Raw genomic sequence first — 19,324 nt, forward strand, 5'->3', positions numbered from 1 at the left:
TTACTATCTGTAAATAATACTAAATCTATATTAATGCTAAGAATTTGTTAAATATACAATCTAAATCTTCTCTTGTTGTGTATTCTGGAATGTACTGAACACTATATATTGGTAATTCTTTATGTCTTATTCCTTCTATAGTATTGTCATTTAAATTTATATGAGTTACTTCTGTATTTTCTGGCATTTCTGAAACATTATATCCATGATTTTGAGAAGTTATAAACACTTTTCCAGTTTCTAAACATTTAACTGGATGATTCCCTCCTCTATGTCCAAATGTAAGTTTTGAAGTCTTTCCTCCTAATGCCAATGCCAAAATTTGATGTCCTAAACCGATTCCTGTCAGTGGCTTTTTACCTACTAAATTTTTTATATTTTCAACTATATCATTTACATCTTCTGGATTCCCTGGTCCATTAGATAATAATATTAAGTCAGGATTTATATTTAAAATTTCTTCTGATGTAGTCATCGCTGGTACTATAGTTATATCACAGTTACAAGCTTTAAGAGACTCTAGTATGCTATTTTTAACACCAAAGTCTATAACTACAACTTTTGAACCAACACCTTTAATATTTTCAATTTCTTTTCTTGTAACATTTTTTACTGAATCCTTGTTACAATGCTCTGCTAACTTAGACTTAACATCTTGTAATGATGCATTTTCTAAAGTTATAATACCTCTCTTTGTTCCATTGTTTCTAATAATTTTAGTTAGTGCTCTTGTATCTATTCCTTCAAGTCCTATTACCTTATTTTGCTTTAGATATGTGTCTATATCCATTTCACATCTAAAATTATTTGGGTTATCACTTTTTTCTCTTACAATAAGTCCTTTTACTTGTACTTTATTTGATTCAACATCTTCTAAATTTATTCCATAGTTACCTATAAGTGGATAAGTCATAGTAACTATTTGTCCATAATAAGTTGCATCTGTTAATAGTTCTCCATATCCAGCCATTGAAGTGTTAAATACAACTTCTCCAACAGTTTCTTTTAGATATCCAAATGCTTTTCCTTCAAATACTGTTCCATCTTCTAAAATTAATTTCCCCTTCATATAAGCTACCTCCCAAATATTTTATCTAAGCATTTTCTATTTCTTTTACAATGTTAATCGCTGATTCTCTTGGATTTTCTGCTTTTGTTATAGGTCTTCCAACAACTAAATAATGAGCTCCTCTTTTTATTGCATCTGACGGAGTTACAACTCTTTTTTGGTCTCCAACCTCTGCTGATTTAGGTCTTATTCCTGGACAAACTGTTATAAAATTAGTTCCACATGCTTCTACTATCTTATCTACTTCCTGTGCTGAACAAACAACTCCATCTATTCCTGATTCTTTTGCCAGTTTAGCTCTCTTTATAGCTAACTCTTCTGTTGTCATATTGCATCCTATATCCTGTAAGTCTTGGTTGCTTAATGAAGTTAGAACTGTTACTCCAACTACTAAAGGTTTTTCTATGTTTAATCTTTCTGCTTCTTCTTTAGCAACTAGTGCACACTGTCTCATTCCTTCCATATCTGATACATGTATTGTCATTAGCCAAACATTATCTCTAACTGCAGCTCTTACTGCACTTTTCATAGTATTTGGAATATCATGAAATTTCAGGTCTAAAAATATCTTTTTTCCTTTTTCTTTAAGATAATCTATTGTTTTTCCTTTTGTAGCAACATACTGCTCTAGTCCTACTTTAAATATATCTACACTATCTTCTAATCTGTCTATTAATTCTTTAGCTTTATCAAATTCGTCAGTATCAATTGCAACTATCAATTTTTCTTTACCATTTATCATTTTTACATCTCCTTTTTAATAAAGCCTAAATCTTCATAAAAAAATCCTCACACCAAAAGAGGCACAAGGATTTTATCTATACATAACTCAATTCTCAGCTATGAGATATCTTTCCCAGTCTCTCTGGACTAGTTTAAAAGACTTTATTATATTTAAATTTTTATTTTATACTCATCAAAAACCTCTAGAAGATTTACTAGAGGTTATATATTAACACTATCTATAACCCTTTAGTCTCTCTGGACTAATTTAAGGAATTTAGCTGTAATATTTTTCTTTATTAATATAACTTTATGTATCTCTAAGATAATTTAAAGTTTTATCTTTTTTTATAATTAAACCACTAATTGCTTTTTATGTCAATAAGTCTTTGAATTATTCTTCATCTTTATCAAACAATTTTTTTTCAAAATATGACTCTGCATTATATATCGCAGCAGCTGGATTATGCCCAGTTACTCTATCCTTGACAATTAGAGTTGTTATCGGAGCTTCCATATATTTCATGGCTAATGTATCATGTCCAACACATAATCCAAGAATTACATTGAGGTCAACTTTAGCTTCATTTAAAAACAAAGCCTGTCCTATTGGATTACACATTATTTCATCTGCACACTTTGATATTGTTTGAGATGCTTCTAAGCCAACTGTACTCTTAGGCATTGCTCCATTTTTACATATAACCGAAAATACTTCAAATCCATGGTGTTCAAATATTTTTTGTACTGTTTGCATTTCTCTTTTTAATCCAATACAAAATGCTATACCTATTTTTTTATAATCACATTTCTTAGCAAACTCTATTATCTCTTTTAATCTAGTATATTGACAATACCCTTCTGTCTCAACTAGTCCAGCATTATAAGCTATTTTCCTATTTTCCTCTTCCTCATAAAGCTGTTTTGCTTTTTGTTGTAGTTCAACTTCTCTAGTAGGACATATCTTCATCAGCTTATCCATATTTCCATCAGAACAGCCCCTAAGATTACACTTTCCACACTTGTACATATCCAATATCCCCTTCCAAAATTTTATTCTTCTTGTGATTCTTCTTTCTCTGGAGTTACACTTTCTTCTGGTATTTCTTCTTCTGGTTTCACATGTTCAACTACGGTTATAAAATATGATTTTCCTATTTTATTTCTTATAGGAAGTTTTTCATATGAAACATCTATTTTATTTTTTATACAAGCTATATCAAAATGCCTTAATCCTGCACCTAAGCTAACTTTATTCATATCTTCACAATGTTTCTTAGGTTTTTTTTCAAATAAATGAAGACCTCGTTCATCCTTATGGAAATACCATGGCTGAGAATTTTTTACAGATGGAGCTCTTCTTGTAAATTCTAATACTTCTTTCCACTTTCTATTCCTATTTATTTTATTTATCATATCTTTTACTGGTTTTCTATCAGGTCTAGCATATCTTGTCCTAAATAAATCCTCATTTCTCGCTGGATATCCAAAAGCTATTATTATATAAGGATACTCTATTTCTTCTTCCTTATCTTCTTCTGTTTTTATTCCAGCTAAATAATCTAAATCGTCTTCTTCATCTTCTTCAGAGCTTTTGTTTCCAATATCCACAAATTCTAAAATATCTTCTCTCTTTAAGTTTCCTTCCAGCCAACAGGTAGCTACACCCAATGTTGTAAGACGTAAAACTACACCTTCTGTAGCAAAACCTATATTTTGTAAATAGTCTTCACCTTTATTTGATGTGACTACTATATAATGAGGTGCTTTTACTTTACATTCCTTACCCATTAAAAAATGTATTATATGACCTCTATCAACAACATGCGCCTTAATATTTAAATCTTCATTTAAATATTCTAAATTTTTACAACTTCTCTTTATTTCTTCCATTAATGGCCTTTTTATCTTATTACTGGAAAAATTTCTTACAGATTTTCTATAAAAAATGGCTTCATAAAGCTCCATTTATGCCCTCCTAACTGAAATCTTCTGTTCATAATATATAAACTACTATATTTAAACATATATAAGCTTTGCCAGAAAATTTTTTATTTCATTATTTATATTTATCTCATTATTATATTATAAGTTTTTTTCGGTATTCTTGTATAGCTTTTCACTAAAAAAGTATTTTTATTTCTACTTTAATACTAATATCAACAAAAAATATTCTTCCACTTAAGTTTGTACATCTAAACAATCTATTTTAATTAAAATAGATATTTTTTATTTCTCAGTTTACAGAGTATAAATATTTTAAATATGACCCAAAATCTAAGTAATGTTATAATACTTTATAAGTTATTCAATATTAAAAATATAGGAGGATGGATATGAATTTAAATAGAAATTTAGAAAAATATGCTGAATTGGCAATCAAAGTCGGAATTAACATACAGCCAGGTCAAACTTTACTTATAAAATCACCAATAGAATGTGCCAATTTTGCAAGAAATGCACTTAAAGAGGCATATAAATGTGGTGCTAAAAATGTATATATAGAATGGTCTGATGAAGAAAGTTCTCTCATTAAGTATTTGTATGCTCCAGATGAAGCGTTTCATGAGTTTCCAAAATGGACAGCAGAACAATATGTAGATATAGCAAAAGAAGGTGGAGCGTTTTTATCAGTATATGCTCAAAACCCTGACTTACTAAAAGATGTTGACCCTGAAAGAGTTGCAAATTTTCAAAAAGCATCTGGTAAAGCTTTAAAAGAATGGCGTTCTTATACTCTAACTGATAAGTGTAAGTGGAGCATAGTTTCTGTACCAACAAAAGCGTGGGCAAAAAAAGTATTTCCAAATTTATCAGAAGATAAAGCAATAGAAAAACTATGGGATACTATATTTAAGTGTTCAAGAGTAGATGGTCAAGACCCTATAAAGGCATGGGAAGAACATAATGAAAATCTTAAATCTAAAATGGAGTTTTTAAATAAAAATAATTTTAAAACTCTAAGATATAAATCTTCAAAAACTGATTTGACTCTAGATTTGCCAAAAGGCCATATTTGGTTAAGTGGAGCATCTAAAGACCCTAATGGAATAAGTTTTAATCCTAATATCCCAACTGAAGAAATTTTTGGAATGCCACATAAATTTAAAGTAAATGGAACTGTTTATAGTACTAAACCCCTTGTTTATGGTGGAAATATAATCGATAATTTCTTCTTAACTTTTAAAGATGGTAAAATAATAGATTTCTCTGCTGGAAAAGGATTAGATACTTTAAAGAACCTTATTGAAACAGATGAAGGGTCTCATTATTTAGGAGAAGTTGCTCTTGTTCCATACAATTCACCAATATCCAATACAGATATAATTTTTTATAATACTCTATACGATGAAAATGCTTCTTGCCACTTTGCAATTGGTTCTGCTTATAAAACTTGTCTAGAGGGTGGAAACAATTTAAAAGATGAAGAATTAGATGAATACGGTGTAAATGACAGCTTAACACATGTGGACTTTATGATTGGTTCTGCGGATATGGATATTATCGGAGAAACTTATGATGGAAAACAAATACAGATTTTTAAAAACGGCAACTGGGCTTTTTAATCTATATTTTTAACTAAAAAGGGCTGATGGAAGTTATACCAGACTTCCCAGCCCTTTTTAATGTTGATGATAAATATTTTTTTATATTAATTAATCTCATTTTTATAGATTAATTCCTATTGTTTCAAACATAAGTATCTAAAACTTATATTTATATTATATATAAAATATCCTATTTAGCACAACCTTTATTTTAATTTACATGCTAAAAATTTAACTTTGCTATTTCAACAGCAGATTTTGCATCCTTTGAATAATAGTCAGCACCCATTTCTTCAGCATATTCTTCTGTTAAAACTGCACCACCTACAAATACTTTTGCATTTATATCATTATCTCTTAATGCCTGAATTGTATCTTTCATACTTTGGACAGTTGTAGTCATAAGCGCACTTAAGCCTACTAACTTTATATCTCTTTTTTTAGCAACTTCTACTACCTCTTCAATTGGAACATCTTTCCCTAAGTCAATAACCTCATATCCATAATTTTCTAACATTATTTTTACTATATTTTTTCCAATATCATGAATATCACCTTTTACTGTAGCAACTATTATTTTTCCTTTAGATACATTATTACTACTTTTACTTAATAAAGTTTCCTTTATTGTATTTAATGAAGCTTTTACTGTTTCTGCTGATTGAATCAATTGTGGTAAAAATATATCTCCACTATCATATCTCTTTCCTACTTTATCAAGGGCAGGAATTAGAATCTCATCCAATATATAATTTTCATCCTTTTCCTTCAAAAGATTCAGCGTTACATTTTTTGCGTCATCTTTTAAGCCCCTTTCAACTAAAACATCTAGAGACAACTCTTTGTTAGCTTTAGTAGTAGAATCTGATTTTTTTGAGTTATTTATATTACTGTATTGATTTATATAGTTAATACATCCTTTATCTGTATTATTTAAGATTTTAAAAGAATTAATAGCCTCCATCATACTATATTCATTTGGGTTTATAATTGCTAAATCAAGTCCCGCCCCTAGAGCTAATGTTAGAAAAGAAGCATTAAGTGCCTTTCTATTTGGAAGTCCAAAGGAAATATTTGAAACACCTAATATAGTTTTTACTCCCAATGCCTTTACCATTGTTATAGCCTTTATAGTCTCTATTGCTTCTTCTTGTTGTGCTGACACAGTTAATGATAAACAATCTATAAATATATCTTTTGGCTTTATTCCATAAGAAACTGCTCTATCTACTATCCTTTTTGCTATTTCAAATCTTTCTTCGGCTTTTTTAGGTATCCCTTTCTCATCAAGTGTAAGTCCAACCACACATGAACCATACTTTTTGACTATTGGTAATATGCTTTCTAAAGACTCCTCTTTGCCATTTACAGAGTTTACTATTGTTCTACCATTATAATATCTAAGTCCTTGCTCAAGTGCCTCTACATTGGAAGAATCGACTTGTAAAGGAGTATCTACTACTGCCTGTATTTCTTTTATTAGTTTTGGCATTAATTTTTTTTCATCTATCTCTGGTAAGCCAACATTTACTCCTAATATTTGTGCTCCAGCGTTCACTTGTTCTAACCCTAAATTTATTGCATAATCTACGTTTTCATTTTTCAATGCTTCTTGTAGAGATTTTCTGCCTGTAGGATTCAATCTTTCTCCAACAACTATAGGTGATTCTACTTCTACAAATTTTGATGGTGAGCAAACAACACATTTATCAATCTTCTCTATACTTCCTTTAGTAACAGAATTTATATTATCAGATATTTCTTTTATAAAACTTGGGTTTGTACCACAACATCCGCCTATTATAGTAGCACCAACCTCAACGAATTTCTTGACACCTTCAAAAAACTCTTTTGCATCAACATCATATATAGCCTCTCCATCAACTATATTTGGTAAACCAGCATTTGCTTGAACCATCACAGGTATTGTAGCTCTTGATACTATTTTTTTAACTATCGGTAAAAGTTGTTTAGGCCCTAATGAACAATTAACTCCTATTGCATCAACACCCAATCCTTCTATAGTAGCCACCATACTCTCTGGCATACATCCAGTAAAACTTCTTCCACCTTCATCAAATGTCATAGTACAGAAAACAGGTAAATCAGAATTTTCTTTAGCTGCTAATACAGCTGCTTTAGCTTCATATAAGTCCATCATAGTCTCTATTACTATTACATCAACACCAGACTTAGCCCCCTGTAACACTTGTCTTTTAAATATTTCATATGCTCTATCAAAGCTTAAAGTTCCCATAGGCTCTAGCATTTCTCCTATAGGACCAATATCTAATGCTACATATCTTGGTTTAGTATTATCTACATTTTCTATAGCTTTTCTAGCCACTGAAACAGCATTATCAATAACTTCTTCTACTGTATACTTACTATCTAATTTTAGCTCATTACATCCAAAAGTATTTGTAAGAATTACGTTTGAGCCTGCCTCTAAATATGAGGTATGTATTTCTATAAGTTTTTCTGGATTTTGAATACCAAACACTTCTGGGTTTTCACCTAACCTTAAACCTTTTTGTTGAAGCATTGTTCCCATTGCGCCATCAAATATTAGTATATTATTCTTTAGATATTGTCTTATTTCCACAAGAATTCGCTCCTTTTCTATATGTACAGTTTCTATAGTTTTTACAATTTTCACACGATTTTTCTTTTTTAGATTCACCTATTTTTATATTAGAAATGCCTATGATAGCCACTACAGACTTTCTCGGTATCATAATTCCATTGGAGGTAATTGTTAGACCTATTTGTTTCTGAGCATTTAAAACATTTAATATGTCTATATTTTTCTCTATTGGTAAATCTCCATATCCTGGGCTATATCGCATAGTTATAAATTTATTTTGTTCTGAAAAAACCTTTTCTACATTATCTTGAACGATGTCACATACTTCTTCTATTGCTGTTGTTCCACATGAATCTATTATTAGTCCTTTTGTTAAATCTGAATAAGAATGTCTTTTTATTTCTTTTTCTATCTCTAATCCTAGGGTAGCTGCCATAATTACACATTCATTACATTCTTTTAAAAGTTCATATATGTCTTTACTTTTTAATGTTAAATTTGTTCCCTCTAACTCTACAACATTATCTTTATTTATTTTAATAGGATAAATCCTAGATAAATATCTAGGATTTATTTTATTTTTAGTTATATCTACACATTCATCAATAGTATCTTTAAGGTCTTTATCTATCTCTTGACCTCTGTATTGTAAGTATCTTAAAACTTCACTTTGATTTATGTTTATATTTCCTTTTTCAATAAAATTATTCTCCATATATATTTAAAGAAAATCCTTTATCCAAAACATCTTTTGCATATTCTTTTGCTCCAAATAAAGATAAATCTCTGTAGTTTCCACATTCTATTGCTGTAGCTGCTGGCATTTCATCTGATTCAACCACTTTTTTTAACGCTTCTTCTAAACCAACCTTAACTGTATTGGCATCTACGTCTCCCCACAGTATTAAATAAAATCCTGTTCTACATCCCATTGGAGATAAATCTATTACACCCTCTAGTGTGTCTCTTAAATAAGTTGCTAAAAGATGCTCTAAACCGTGCATAGCAGCAGTTCCAAAGCTTTCTACATTTGGTTGTAAAAATCTTAGGTCAAATTTACTTACTTTATCTCCCTTTACTCCATCAAGTACACTACACTTTCTTACAAAAGGGGCCTTTACTTTTGTATGATCTAACTTAAAACTTTCCACTTTTTCCATTATTTAATCCTCCATTATCATTTAAAATTTATTATATTAATTCTAAAAAAAACTCCCCCTATCCATTATTGATAAGAAGAGTATATTATTTCAAATCGTCTCATCGTTGTTAGCAGGACCACCTGATAAAAGGTTGGTATAGGATCACCGAGCTAACTCTCTCCCCTAACTCTTGATAAGTATCTTATTAAACTGACTTAAATTATATATTACTTTTTTATTTTTGTAAACACTTTATTGCTATATTATTTATACATATAAATATGCTTTTATTTTATAACTCAACTGATTGTATTAGTGGTAGTTGTACCTCAAATACAGTTTGATGTTTATCACTTAAAACGGTGATTTGTCCATCATGTAAGTTCACAATATTTTTTGTAATTGCAAGACCCAGTCCAGACCCTCCAGCATTTCTATTTCTTGATTTTTCAACTCTATAAAATCTATCAAATATGTTTGGTAAATCTAATACTGGAATTGGTTCTCCATAATTTATGACCTTTACAACTGCCATATCTCCTTTTTTCTCTGTAACTATGTCTACATAAAGTCCATCTTTTCCATACTTCATAGCATTAGTCATAAGATTCTCAAATACTCTTACCAATTTATTCGGGTCAGCTTTTACAATTAATTTTTCTTCATTAAAATTAGCTCTACTAACCATGAATTCCTGTTTAAAATAAATTTCAAATTGAGATACTATCTGACTTAATAATTCTACTAAATTTATTTCTATTTTATTTAATCTTATTGTGTTATTTTGCATTTTTGTCAACTCAAACAAATCATTTATAAGTACATTTAAACTTTTTGATTTTTCATATGCAATATTAATATAATACATCATCTGTACTTCATCTTTATACTTACCTTCTTCTATCAATCCTAAATAACCCATTATTGATGTCAAAGGGGTTCTTAAATCATGCGACACATTTGTTATTAAATCTGTTTTGGTTTGCTGAGCTTGTCTCTCTTCAACAGTTATGTTTCTAAGTTGATGAATAATACTATTAATTTTATGTGCTAGTTCATCAATATCATCAACTTCTTTATCCTTTAACCCTTCTAAGTCATACTCAATATCTATATTTTTTTGTAAATCGCCTTCATCCATTGAATTTACAGCATCTACAATGATTTCTAACTTCTGATTTTTTTTATTATTTTTTCTTATAAAATCGACAAGTTGTTTATTTCTCTTGTATGATATTAAAGAATAAATTGCTAATGATGAGAGTACAAATAAAAATGGATAAAATAATCCCTCACCTATAAACGCTCTTAAATCTCTTAAATTATATACAAGATAATTAATTGTAGATAAACCAGTATTAACATATAACACTTTTATTATATAAATGCTTGTTAGCATAATTATTAAGGTAATAATGCAACTTATCGTAAAATCTATTATAGGACGAAACATATGATTTAATAAGCTTTTATTTTTCAATTTTATATCCTACTCCCCATACAGTATGAATTATTTTTTCTCCATCTGTATATTTTTCAATTTTATCCCTTATTCTACTCATATGAACCATTACAGTATTGTTAGATTGATAATATTTCTCTTTCCATACTTTTTCAAATATTTCTTCTGTACTGTATACTCTTCCCTTATTATTTGCCAATAAGTACAGTATATCAAATTCTCTTGACGTTAAAGTTATGTCCTTTCCAGCTACTGTTACACTATGCTTTTCCTTATCTATTAATACCACTCCAACTTCTATGATATTTTTATTGTCATTATTAGCTCCACTAAAATAATATGCTCTTCTAATCAATGATTTCACTCTCACAGTAAGTTCAAGTGGATTAAATGGTTTTGTAAGATAATCATCTGCACCAGTCATTATTCCTTGTATTTTATCCATGTCTTCTGATTTTGCACTCAACATAAGTATTGGTATATTCAAACTTTCTCTAACTCTTCTGCAAACTTCTATCCCATCCATTTTTGGCATCATTATATCCAACACCATTAAATGAATATTTTCTTTTTTTAAAATATCTAGAGCTTCTTCTCCATCTTCAGCTTTAATTACATTATATCCACCATTTAAAAGATATATCTCTATAAGGTCTCTTATTTCTTTTTCATCATCAACAACAAGAATTGTATTCTCCACTTTTACACATCCCAACTTAACTTTTGTATATAGTTTTTATTCATATAAAATTATACTATACTTTAGTTAGTGTAATCCATTAAATTTACCCACTTCTTAACTTCCAATATTATACAATTAACTTTAAATATTTATATTATTTATTTTGCAAATATTCTTCTAAAGTTAAATCTTTTGAATAAATTTCCTCGGCAATATCCTTTCCAACATATCTAATATGCCATGGTTCATATGCTGTACCTGTTATATCTTCTTTACCCTTAGGATATCTTATTATAAATCCAAACTTATGAGCATTTTCTGCCAACCATATAGCTTCTTTTGTACTCCCAACAAACCATCTTTCTGGGTTTGTTAAGTCTATACAAAGTCCAGTTTGATGCTCACTATAACCAGGCTTTGCCACATATGCATCTGCTTTTTCCTGTCCCTGAGATTTTACCCTTTTTGTATAAGTCTCTTGCTGAGTACTGTAAGATCTATATGCTGAAGACCCTAAAAATTGTATTCCTTCTTCTTTAGCTTGCTTAACTAAATCTTCAACTGCTTTTGCAGGTACTCCTGCCATTTGTTTTTCCTCTTCTGTTGCTTCTTCAACAAAAGGTATATTTACTTTAGTAATATTTTCGGGAGCATAATCTTTGCCAATTCCATTTGTCTTGTTTACCAGTAATATATTTGCTATACTATTTGAGTGATTTTTATTTTGGGAATTTGATTCAACATCTTCTTCTGAAGCAAATTGGGCAGTTCCTGTTGGGTTTTTGTCTTTTATAAGAAATTTATCTTTAGATATAAATACACTTATAAATACTACTATAATAATGGCTAATATTAATTTAAATTTTTTCATGGTTACATCGTCTCCTTTTTGTATGTTTGTCTATAATGTTAATTTTAGAGTATAAATTTTAAGTATTTTATAAGTAAATCTTAAGTAAATCTTAAATTTAATATTTTTGAAAGGTGGTGCTAAAAATGTCTATACAAAAACTTCTTAGTAAAGCTCGCAAGGCTATACAAGACTTCGATATGATACAAGAAAATGATAAAATTGCTGTTGGGCTCTCTGGTGGAAAAGATAGTTTAACATTGCTTCATATACTTAAAAGTTATCAAAGATTTTCTCCTCAAAACTTTGAATTGATAGCTATAACATTAAATACTGGTGGTATTGATAATTCTCCACTAGATAAGTTGTGTCAGGAAATAGATGTGCCTTTTTATGAGTTTCAAACTGATATAAAGGAAATTGTATTTGATATAAGACAAGAAAAAAATCCTTGTGCATTATGTGCTAATTTAAGAAGAGGTGCCTTAAATGATAATGCTAAAAAGCTTGGATGTAACAAGGTAGCTCTTGGACATCATAAAGATGATGCAATTGAAACATTTTTAATGTCTATGTTTTATGAAGGCAGAGTAAATTGTTTTTCTCCAAAAACATATTTAGATAGACAAGATTTAACTGTCATAAGACCTATGATTTACATAGAAGAGTATATGACTAAAAAGATTTCAAAAGATTCTAACTATCCTATTATAACAAATCCATGCCCTGCAAATGGTCATACTAGAAGAGAATACATAAAAAATCTTATTGCTGATTTAAACAAAGAAATGCCAGATTTTAAAAGAAATGTATTTGGTGCTTTAAATAATTCAGAAAAATTATTTATATGGGATAAAGAAAAAATAAAAAACTTTAAATAGTAATTAATATTTTTACACACAAAAAAGCAAGATTGTATTAATTATAAATAATCAGTATATAAGCTACACAATCTTGCTGTATTTTTATTTTTTATCTTATATTGTTTTAATGTATATTTTAACAGTTATTAATAATATCTATATTATCTAATACACTAATTATAATAACTTGAATATTTTGTATCTTAACTCAATCTATTCTTACAGTTTCTACATATTCTAATAAATAAAATAATATTTCATATTAAATTAGAATGTTAAATTCTACTATCTCTGGTATATTAAGAAATCTAAATGGTAGCTTTGTACTTCCAAGTCCTGAGCTTACATATAAATGATTTCCATTTATCTCATAAAACCCTTTAGTATATTTTCTCCCATATGGAGGAGTAACTAGAGCTCCTTTAAAAGGTACTCTTATTTGACCACCATGGCTATGCCCAGATAAAACTAAATTCATCGCATCCTTACTGAGCATATCAACTAAATCTGGTTCATGTGCCAACAATAAATTAAAATTTTTCTTATCAGTTTTATTCTCCAGATATTTTATATTAGGATTTCCATTTAATATTTCATCAACACCTAATATGTTAATATATTTGTCCTCAGCTAATTTTATTTTTTTATTTTCATTTATCAAAAGATTGAAGTTGGAATTTTTCATAATCTGTCTATAATACCTAGGAAGTTTATACATATAATCATGATTGCCGAATACTGAAAATTTTCCCAACCTAGCATTCATACTTGATAAAATAGTTGTAATTTCATCTATATCTGGATTTTTATTGGAATAATCAATTAAATCACCAGTAAATACTATTATATCTGGATTTAAAGCATTAATCTTATTAGCTACTTTCTTAAGGTTCTTAGTTGAGTAAAAACTTCCTATTTGAGTATCTGTAATTTGAACTACTTTTATACTTTCAGATTTGGGCTTTACTGTATCATTTTTTACCAAATCTCCACTTTCACTTATACTATATTTTTTCACAATTAATAGACTCGGTTCTATCGCAACTGAGTATATAAAAATCAAAATAACTATCAGTATAAAAATTTTTAAAAAAGACTTAACTTTTAAATTCAAAGCATCTACCTACTTATTTACTTTCTTAAACTATTTGCATTACAGATTCAACTTTGTCCATTTTTCTGTCATGCATTTTTGGCTTATTAGCTAAAAACCATTTATATGTCGCTGTAAGCCCTTCTTTTAATAATACATTTGGTATATAAAGCCCATGTTCAATAAGCTTATTTATATCAAGATTGAAGTCTATATTTCTAAATGGGAAATAGGTTCTTTCTCTAAACTCCACTTTTTCCATATCTACATACTTTATAATAGGTTCTTTACCAATAACTTCTCCACATGTATGTATAAGTTCATCCCAAGAAATTAACTGTGGATTTGTTACGTTATAAGCCTCTCTTACATGAGGATTTTTCATTATACTTTCTAATACCTTTACCAAATCACCAATATATATAAATTGATTACTCACTTGTTTTCCTTTTGGCACTGGTATTTTTTCATTTTTTTCTATTTTTTCGAAGAAATAATATTCTCTATATAAATTATTATTTTCGCCATATATATAAGTTGGTCTAATAATTATATATGGTATAGAGCTACTTATAACAAAATCCTCTGCTTCTTTTTTATTTAGACCATATTTTCCCCAGTTTTCATTTTCACCCTTCTCATTTTCTTCTTTAACATTTCTCCCACTATCTTTGTATACTGCTCCTGCTGACAATACTATATATTTCTTTAGGCTATCTATGCTTAAAAAATCAATAAGATTACTTACATCGTCTTTTGTATATGCCGTCATATCATATATGTAATCATACTTTCTTCCCCTGATAATGTTTTCCATATCTTTGCGAACTTTTCTATCACAAATTAGATGTTCTTTAAAACCTGTATAATCTATTTCCTTTTTACCATTTGTAAGTATATCAATTTGATACCCACATTTAATTAAACGCTTAGCAAGTGCAGAACCTATGAAGTCGCTTCCACCCATAATTAAAATAGATTTCATTTTAAGTGCATCCTCCTCTTTTTTAAATGACTTCCTTAATTATAATATCATATTTTTAAATATGCTACAGTATTTTGTATTATTTTTGTTTATAAAAGATGTTTATAGCAAAATATCTTTTATAGAATCTACACTTTCTACAATATAAGTAGGTTCACTTTCACTAATCTCTTCAAACGAACCATATCCATACAACACTCCAATAGAATCTATGCCTATTTTTTTTGCACCAATTACATCATATTTTCTATCTCCAACCATGATAACTTTATCTTTATCTTCCACATTACATAAATCTAATACATATTGTATAACTTCATTTTTATTTACTCTTGTCCCATCAAGATTACTACCTGCTATATATTTGAAATATCTATCTATCTCAAAATATTTAAGTATAGTTTCTGCAAAAACTGTTGGTTTAGAAGTAGCTACTAATAATATTTTACCCTTTTTATATAACATTTCTAATATTTCTTTTACATTCTTGTAAATTTTATTTTCAAATATTCCTTTATCTGAAAAATATTCTCTATATTTTTCAACAGCTTTTTTAGCTTTTTCATCCTCAAATTTATAATATTCTTTAAAAGTATCATATAAGGGTGGTCCTATAAATTGTTCCAAGTTATCTAAATCTTCTTTTATACCAAAACTATCCAAAGAATATTGAATAGACTTTGTTATTCCTTCTTTAGGGTCTGTAAGCGTTCCATCCAAATCAAACAATACTATTTCATAGTTTTTTTTCATATTTAAATCCTCCATATTTATAAAAAGTAATATCTTATATTTTATATTTATATATTTTAAAAAGCTATAGTAATAGAATTTTCTAATACTATAGCTTAAATAACAATTAAATCTTACATATTTAGTTTTAAAATAAATTTGAATAGCTCTATTTAACTGTTATAGCTGAAACTGGACATCCTTCTTCTGCTTCTTTACATAAATCTTGTAAATCTGCTGGTATTTCTCCTTCAATTGCAACTGAATGTCCTTCATCACTCATACTAAAAACGTCTGGACATGTTCCTATACACGCTCCACAAGCTACACATACATCCTTATCAACAAATGCTTTCATACTAAAATACCTCCCCTAAAATTATCATTTTTTAATTATTGTTTCCTTAAGATATTTATCCAATATATGCCAATTTAAACATATATTTATTATTTTATCACTATTGCTTAGTTTATTATAGTATCTTCATATCCATGTCTATAAACTTCGCTACTTTTCATCCATGATTTTACAGTATATTGTAAACTTAACTTTCTATTTAAAGTGAGTTCATTATCATTATAATCTCTTATAATATCGTTGCTCTTTTCCATTGTAAATATAGTAAAATCGCCTTCTCCACCAACCTTTATTCTACCTTTACTTCCATGTAAATCGAAAATCTTTGTTGGATATTCAGTTACTTTTTCTATACATTTTTCTAAAGATATTCCAAGTTCCATAATTTTATTTATAACATTTAAAAGAGAATAATTTATGTCTTTCATATTTTTTATATGCATATCAGTGCTTATTAAATCTGGTTCTAATCCTTGATTTACTGCTTTTTTAAAAACTTTAAAATCAAACTGGTCTAATCCATGACACACGTCAAATAATACGCCTCGATTCTTTGCATTTATTACTGACTCTCTCAATGTGCCAAATTCATTAAATATTCCATGTGTGCTATTTCCATATACAGGTGTAACCACATCTCCTTTTCCCAAAATATTCATTACTTCATCTATATATGATGGATGCTCACCTATATATACCACTAATGGTAAATTTAATTTTTTAGCAACTTGCTTTGATTTTTTAACTATATCTATCCCATTTTCATTAGATTGAAACCTACTTGCTTTTACTTTTATCCCTTTTATCTTTTCCATATTTCTTTCTACAATAGACTCAACATTATCAAAATTTATAACATCTAAAGAGGTTGATTCGTTTAATATATTTAGTCCCTCATTTGTTACGTTTAGAAATGAATACACTTCAGTTTTACACTCATCCATATACTTTTTCTTAAAATCATAGTAATTTAAAGGACCTGCTGTACCTGCATCAAATATGACTGTTGAACCTTTTTCAATTCCAATTGAATCAGAGTCCATACCTGTAGGTAATTTTCTCTTATAACAATGGGTGTGAACATCTATAAATCCAGGAGAAATATACATATTATCAGCATTTATTATCTCAAATTCTTTATTTGTAAGTAATTTCTCTTTTCTTATCTTTTCTTTGAGATTCAATCCAATAGCATATATTTTCCCATGCAAAACCAAGATATCTTTTTTTTCAAACTTGATACCATCTTTTGGAGATATTATTGTCCCATTTCTTATAAGTAAATTTTTCATTTATTCCACATCCTAATTACAGTATAATTTCTCTAATAGTTTTTCTTACATAAAGAAAATAAGTCTAAAAATAAAAATAATTTAGACTTATTCATTATATTATACTATATTCATTATGTTAAATTAAATAAAAACTTCAATTTACTTTAAGAAACAATTAAGTATTTGTTGTTCAGCTTCTTCTTCAGTAAGACCTAATGTCATCATCTTTAGTATTTGGTCTCCTGCAATTTTTCCAATAGCCGCCTCGTGTACTAAGAGAGCATCTGGATGATTTGCAGCAATCTCAGGTATGGCACTAATTTGAGAATTTCCCATGATTATTGAATCACATTGAACATGTGCAGAACAAAGAGAATCCCCAATAACACAAGGATTGAATTTTTGTTTAGAATTATCTTGTCCAACTGTACGAGAAATTACTTGAGCAGAGGAATTTTCTCCCTCTAATACAACCTTCATATTAGACTCAGCAACTTGATTTCCATGAGTCAATAATTTTTCAAATACTACTATTTTAGCTCCTTTACCTAGGTTTGCATCCATTTCCCTTTTAGTCGAATCTACACCCTTAATTTGAATTGTTTCCATCTCACAATATGAATCTTCATCCATATTAACAATAGTAACTGGATTTAAAATTTTCTTTCCTTCTCCATCACCTTCACCATAATGTTTTTCTACATATTTTAAGCGAGCTCCTTTACGTAAGAAAAATCTATGTATTCCATTATGTTCACTATCATCGCAACCACAATTATGTATTCCACATCCAGCAATTATAACAACATCTGCATTTTCTCCAATTTCAAAATCATTATAAACCATATCCTGTACACCAGCTTCTGTTACTATTACTGGTATATGGACATTTTCGCCTTTTGTATTTGGCTTTACTATAATATCAATTCCAGGTTTATCCTTTTTAGGAACTATAGTTACATTTTCAGTTGAGTGTCTCTCTATTCCTTGCCCATTTTTACGTATATTGTATGCTCCTAATGGAGTTCCACGAAGTTCAGCAACTTTTTCTAAAAGATTTAAATCTGTTTTATTCATTTAATTTGCCTTCCTTTCTAATTAATTCATATCTTTCATTAATTCACAACTTGAATTAACTTGGCACATGATTTCAGGTAATATAGCATCTTTTGTTCCATGACTTTTTACTGAACCATCTTGTAAAACGATTATTTCATCAGCTAACTCTAATATTCTTTCTTGGTGAGAAATTATGATTATAGTCTGGTCAGACTCTTCGTGGATTTTCTTAAAACTTTCATTAAGCTTTCCAAAACTCCAAAGGTCTATCCCTGCTTCAGGTTCATCAAATATAGAAACCTTTAAATCTCTAGCAAAAAGAGTTGCTATCTCAATTCTTTTCATTTCTCCTCCAGAGAGAGAGTTATCAACTTCACGGTTTAAATAGTCTTTTGAACACAATCCAACATCCGTAAGATATTGACAACATACATCTGTAGACAATGGTTTTCCATGAGCAAGTGTAAGTAGATTTTCAACTGTCATACCTTTTATTCTTGGTGGTTGTTGAAATGCATATCCTATCCCCTTCTTTGCTCTTTCTGTAATACTAAGATTTGTTATATCTTCTCCATCTAAAATTATCTGACCACTAGTGGCTTTTTCAATTCCCATGATAAGTTTAGCAATTGTAGATTTTCCTCCACCATTTGGCCCTGTGATAACAATAAGTTTTCCTCTCTCAAATGAAAGGCTAACATCATTTATTATTCCTAGTTCCTCATTGTTAGACTCAACATTAAAGGAAAGATTTTTTATTTCAAGCATAATACCCCTCTTTTCTGTAAAATATTACATTGATATCCATTCTTTTATTATATCAGTAATTTTTATATACCAGCAACTCCAAAGAGACAAAATATGTATTAAATAATAAAACAGACTTATTAAAAAACA

The 19,324-nt window shown here is 28.8% G+C and carries 19 protein-coding genes; 2 read left to right on the forward strand and 17 right to left on the reverse strand.

The features are described 5' to 3' along the window. Positions 1-25 precede the first annotated feature (25 nt). From carA to ACTG44_RS19785, 4 genes are all read right to left on the reverse strand, one after another. A complete protein-coding gene (carA, locus tag ACTG44_RS19770; protein ID WP_021386549.1) occupies positions 26-1,069 on the reverse strand; it encodes a glutamine-hydrolyzing carbamoyl-phosphate synthase small subunit in 1,044 nt (347 codons plus the stop codon). 25 nt (positions 1,070-1,094) lie between these two features. Continuing rightward, positions 1,095-1,811, reverse strand: a complete 717-nt coding sequence (pyrF, locus tag ACTG44_RS19775; protein WP_479917794.1) for an orotidine-5'-phosphate decarboxylase — start codon at positions 1,809-1,811, stop codon at positions 1,095-1,097. A gap of 375 nt (positions 1,812-2,186) precedes the next feature. Continuing rightward, positions 2,187-2,822, reverse strand: a complete 636-nt coding sequence (locus ACTG44_RS19780; RefSeq protein ID WP_479917795.1) for a DUF1847 domain-containing protein — start codon at positions 2,820-2,822, stop codon at positions 2,187-2,189. A 23-nt stretch (positions 2,823-2,845) separates the two neighbouring features. Beyond that, entirely contained in the window at positions 2,846-3,760 is a 915-nt protein-coding gene (locus tag ACTG44_RS19785) for a nitroreductase family protein (protein WP_479919607.1), read from the reverse strand. A gap of 368 nt (positions 3,761-4,128) precedes the next feature. Between ACTG44_RS19785 and ACTG44_RS19790 the strand changes: the two genes are divergently transcribed. Then, on the forward strand, positions 4,129-5,358 hold the full coding sequence (locus ACTG44_RS19790; RefSeq protein ID WP_479919608.1) for an aminopeptidase: 1,230 nt from the start codon (positions 4,129-4,131) through the stop codon (positions 5,356-5,358). 205 nt (positions 5,359-5,563) lie between these two features. Here ACTG44_RS19790 and ACTG44_RS19795 read toward each other — a convergent pair whose 3' ends face one another. The 6 genes from ACTG44_RS19795 to ACTG44_RS19820 form a co-directional block, all read right to left on the reverse strand. Next, positions 5,564-7,945 carry a homocysteine S-methyltransferase family protein gene (locus tag ACTG44_RS19795; RefSeq protein ID WP_021386551.1) on the reverse strand — a complete coding sequence of 794 codons (2,382 nt, stop codon included), beginning with the start codon at positions 7,943-7,945 and terminating at the stop codon, positions 5,564-5,566. Next, the gene (locus tag ACTG44_RS19800; RefSeq protein ID WP_021386524.1) at positions 7,917-8,642 is read right to left on the reverse strand and encodes a vitamin B12 dependent-methionine synthase activation domain-containing protein; all 726 of its coding nucleotides are present in this window, start codon (positions 8,640-8,642) and stop codon (positions 7,917-7,919) included. The genes ACTG44_RS19795 and ACTG44_RS19800 overlap by 29 nt, the downstream gene beginning before the upstream one ends. Then, positions 8,632-9,087: an S-ribosylhomocysteine lyase gene (locus ACTG44_RS19805; RefSeq protein WP_021386558.1), complete on the reverse strand. Its 456-nt coding sequence runs from the start codon at positions 9,085-9,087 to the stop codon at positions 8,632-8,634. Before ACTG44_RS19805 ends, ACTG44_RS19800 begins: the two co-directional genes overlap by 11 nt. 274 nt (positions 9,088-9,361) lie before the next feature. Continuing rightward, positions 9,362-10,468, reverse strand: coding sequence for a sensor histidine kinase (locus ACTG44_RS19810; RefSeq protein WP_479921079.1), 1,107 nt, complete (start codon positions 10,466-10,468; stop codon positions 9,362-9,364). Positions 10,469-10,538: 70 nt separating this feature from the next. Further along, complete coding sequence (locus ACTG44_RS19815) at positions 10,539-11,231, reverse strand: response regulator transcription factor (protein WP_479917802.1); 693 nt, start codon at positions 11,229-11,231, stop codon at positions 10,539-10,541. Positions 11,232-11,367: 136 nt separating this feature from the next. Next, the gene (locus ACTG44_RS19820) at positions 11,368-12,084 is read right to left on the reverse strand and encodes a M15 family metallopeptidase (protein WP_479917803.1); all 717 of its coding nucleotides are present in this window, start codon (positions 12,082-12,084) and stop codon (positions 11,368-11,370) included. Positions 12,085-12,209: 125 nt separating this feature from the next. Between ACTG44_RS19820 and ACTG44_RS19825 the strand changes: the two genes are divergently transcribed. Then, on the forward strand, positions 12,210-12,944 hold the full coding sequence (locus tag ACTG44_RS19825) for a tRNA 2-thiocytidine biosynthesis TtcA family protein (RefSeq protein ID WP_479917804.1): 735 nt from the start codon (positions 12,210-12,212) through the stop codon (positions 12,942-12,944). A gap of 244 nt (positions 12,945-13,188) precedes the next feature. Here ACTG44_RS19825 and ACTG44_RS19830 read toward each other — a convergent pair whose 3' ends face one another. The 7 genes from ACTG44_RS19830 to ACTG44_RS19860 all read right to left on the reverse strand — a co-directional run bounded on the left by ACTG44_RS19830 (position 13,189) and on the right by ACTG44_RS19860 (position 19,195). Then, positions 13,189-13,944 (reverse strand): metallophosphoesterase, encoded by a 756-nt coding sequence (locus ACTG44_RS19830; RefSeq protein WP_021386541.1) that lies wholly within the window; start codon positions 13,942-13,944, stop codon positions 13,189-13,191. Positions 13,945-14,065: 121 nt separating this feature from the next. Continuing rightward, on the reverse strand, positions 14,066-15,004 hold the full coding sequence (locus tag ACTG44_RS19835; RefSeq protein ID WP_479921080.1) for an SDR family oxidoreductase: 939 nt from the start codon (positions 15,002-15,004) through the stop codon (positions 14,066-14,068). Between the two features lie 102 nt (positions 15,005-15,106). Continuing rightward, a complete protein-coding gene (locus ACTG44_RS19840) occupies positions 15,107-15,757 on the reverse strand; it encodes an HAD family hydrolase (protein ID WP_021386553.1) in 651 nt (216 codons plus the stop codon). Positions 15,758-15,905: 148 nt separating this feature from the next. Beyond that, entirely contained in the window at positions 15,906-16,094 is a 189-nt protein-coding gene (locus tag ACTG44_RS19845) for a ferredoxin (protein ID WP_003422320.1), read from the reverse strand. Between the two features lie 107 nt (positions 16,095-16,201). Then, positions 16,202-17,386, reverse strand: coding sequence for an amidohydrolase family protein (locus ACTG44_RS19850; protein WP_479921081.1), 1,185 nt, complete (start codon positions 17,384-17,386; stop codon positions 16,202-16,204). A 141-nt stretch (positions 17,387-17,527) separates the two neighbouring features. After that, positions 17,528-18,445: a SufB/SufD family protein gene (locus tag ACTG44_RS19855; RefSeq protein ID WP_021386538.1), complete on the reverse strand. Its 918-nt coding sequence runs from the start codon at positions 18,443-18,445 to the stop codon at positions 17,528-17,530. Positions 18,446-18,466: 21 nt separating this feature from the next. Next, positions 18,467-19,195, reverse strand: coding sequence for an ABC transporter ATP-binding protein (locus tag ACTG44_RS19860; RefSeq protein WP_021386545.1), 729 nt, complete (start codon positions 19,193-19,195; stop codon positions 18,467-18,469). Positions 19,196-19,324 lie beyond the last annotated feature (129 nt).

The sequence above is a fragment of the Clostridioides sp. LIBA-2809 genome, assembly GCF_056688965.1.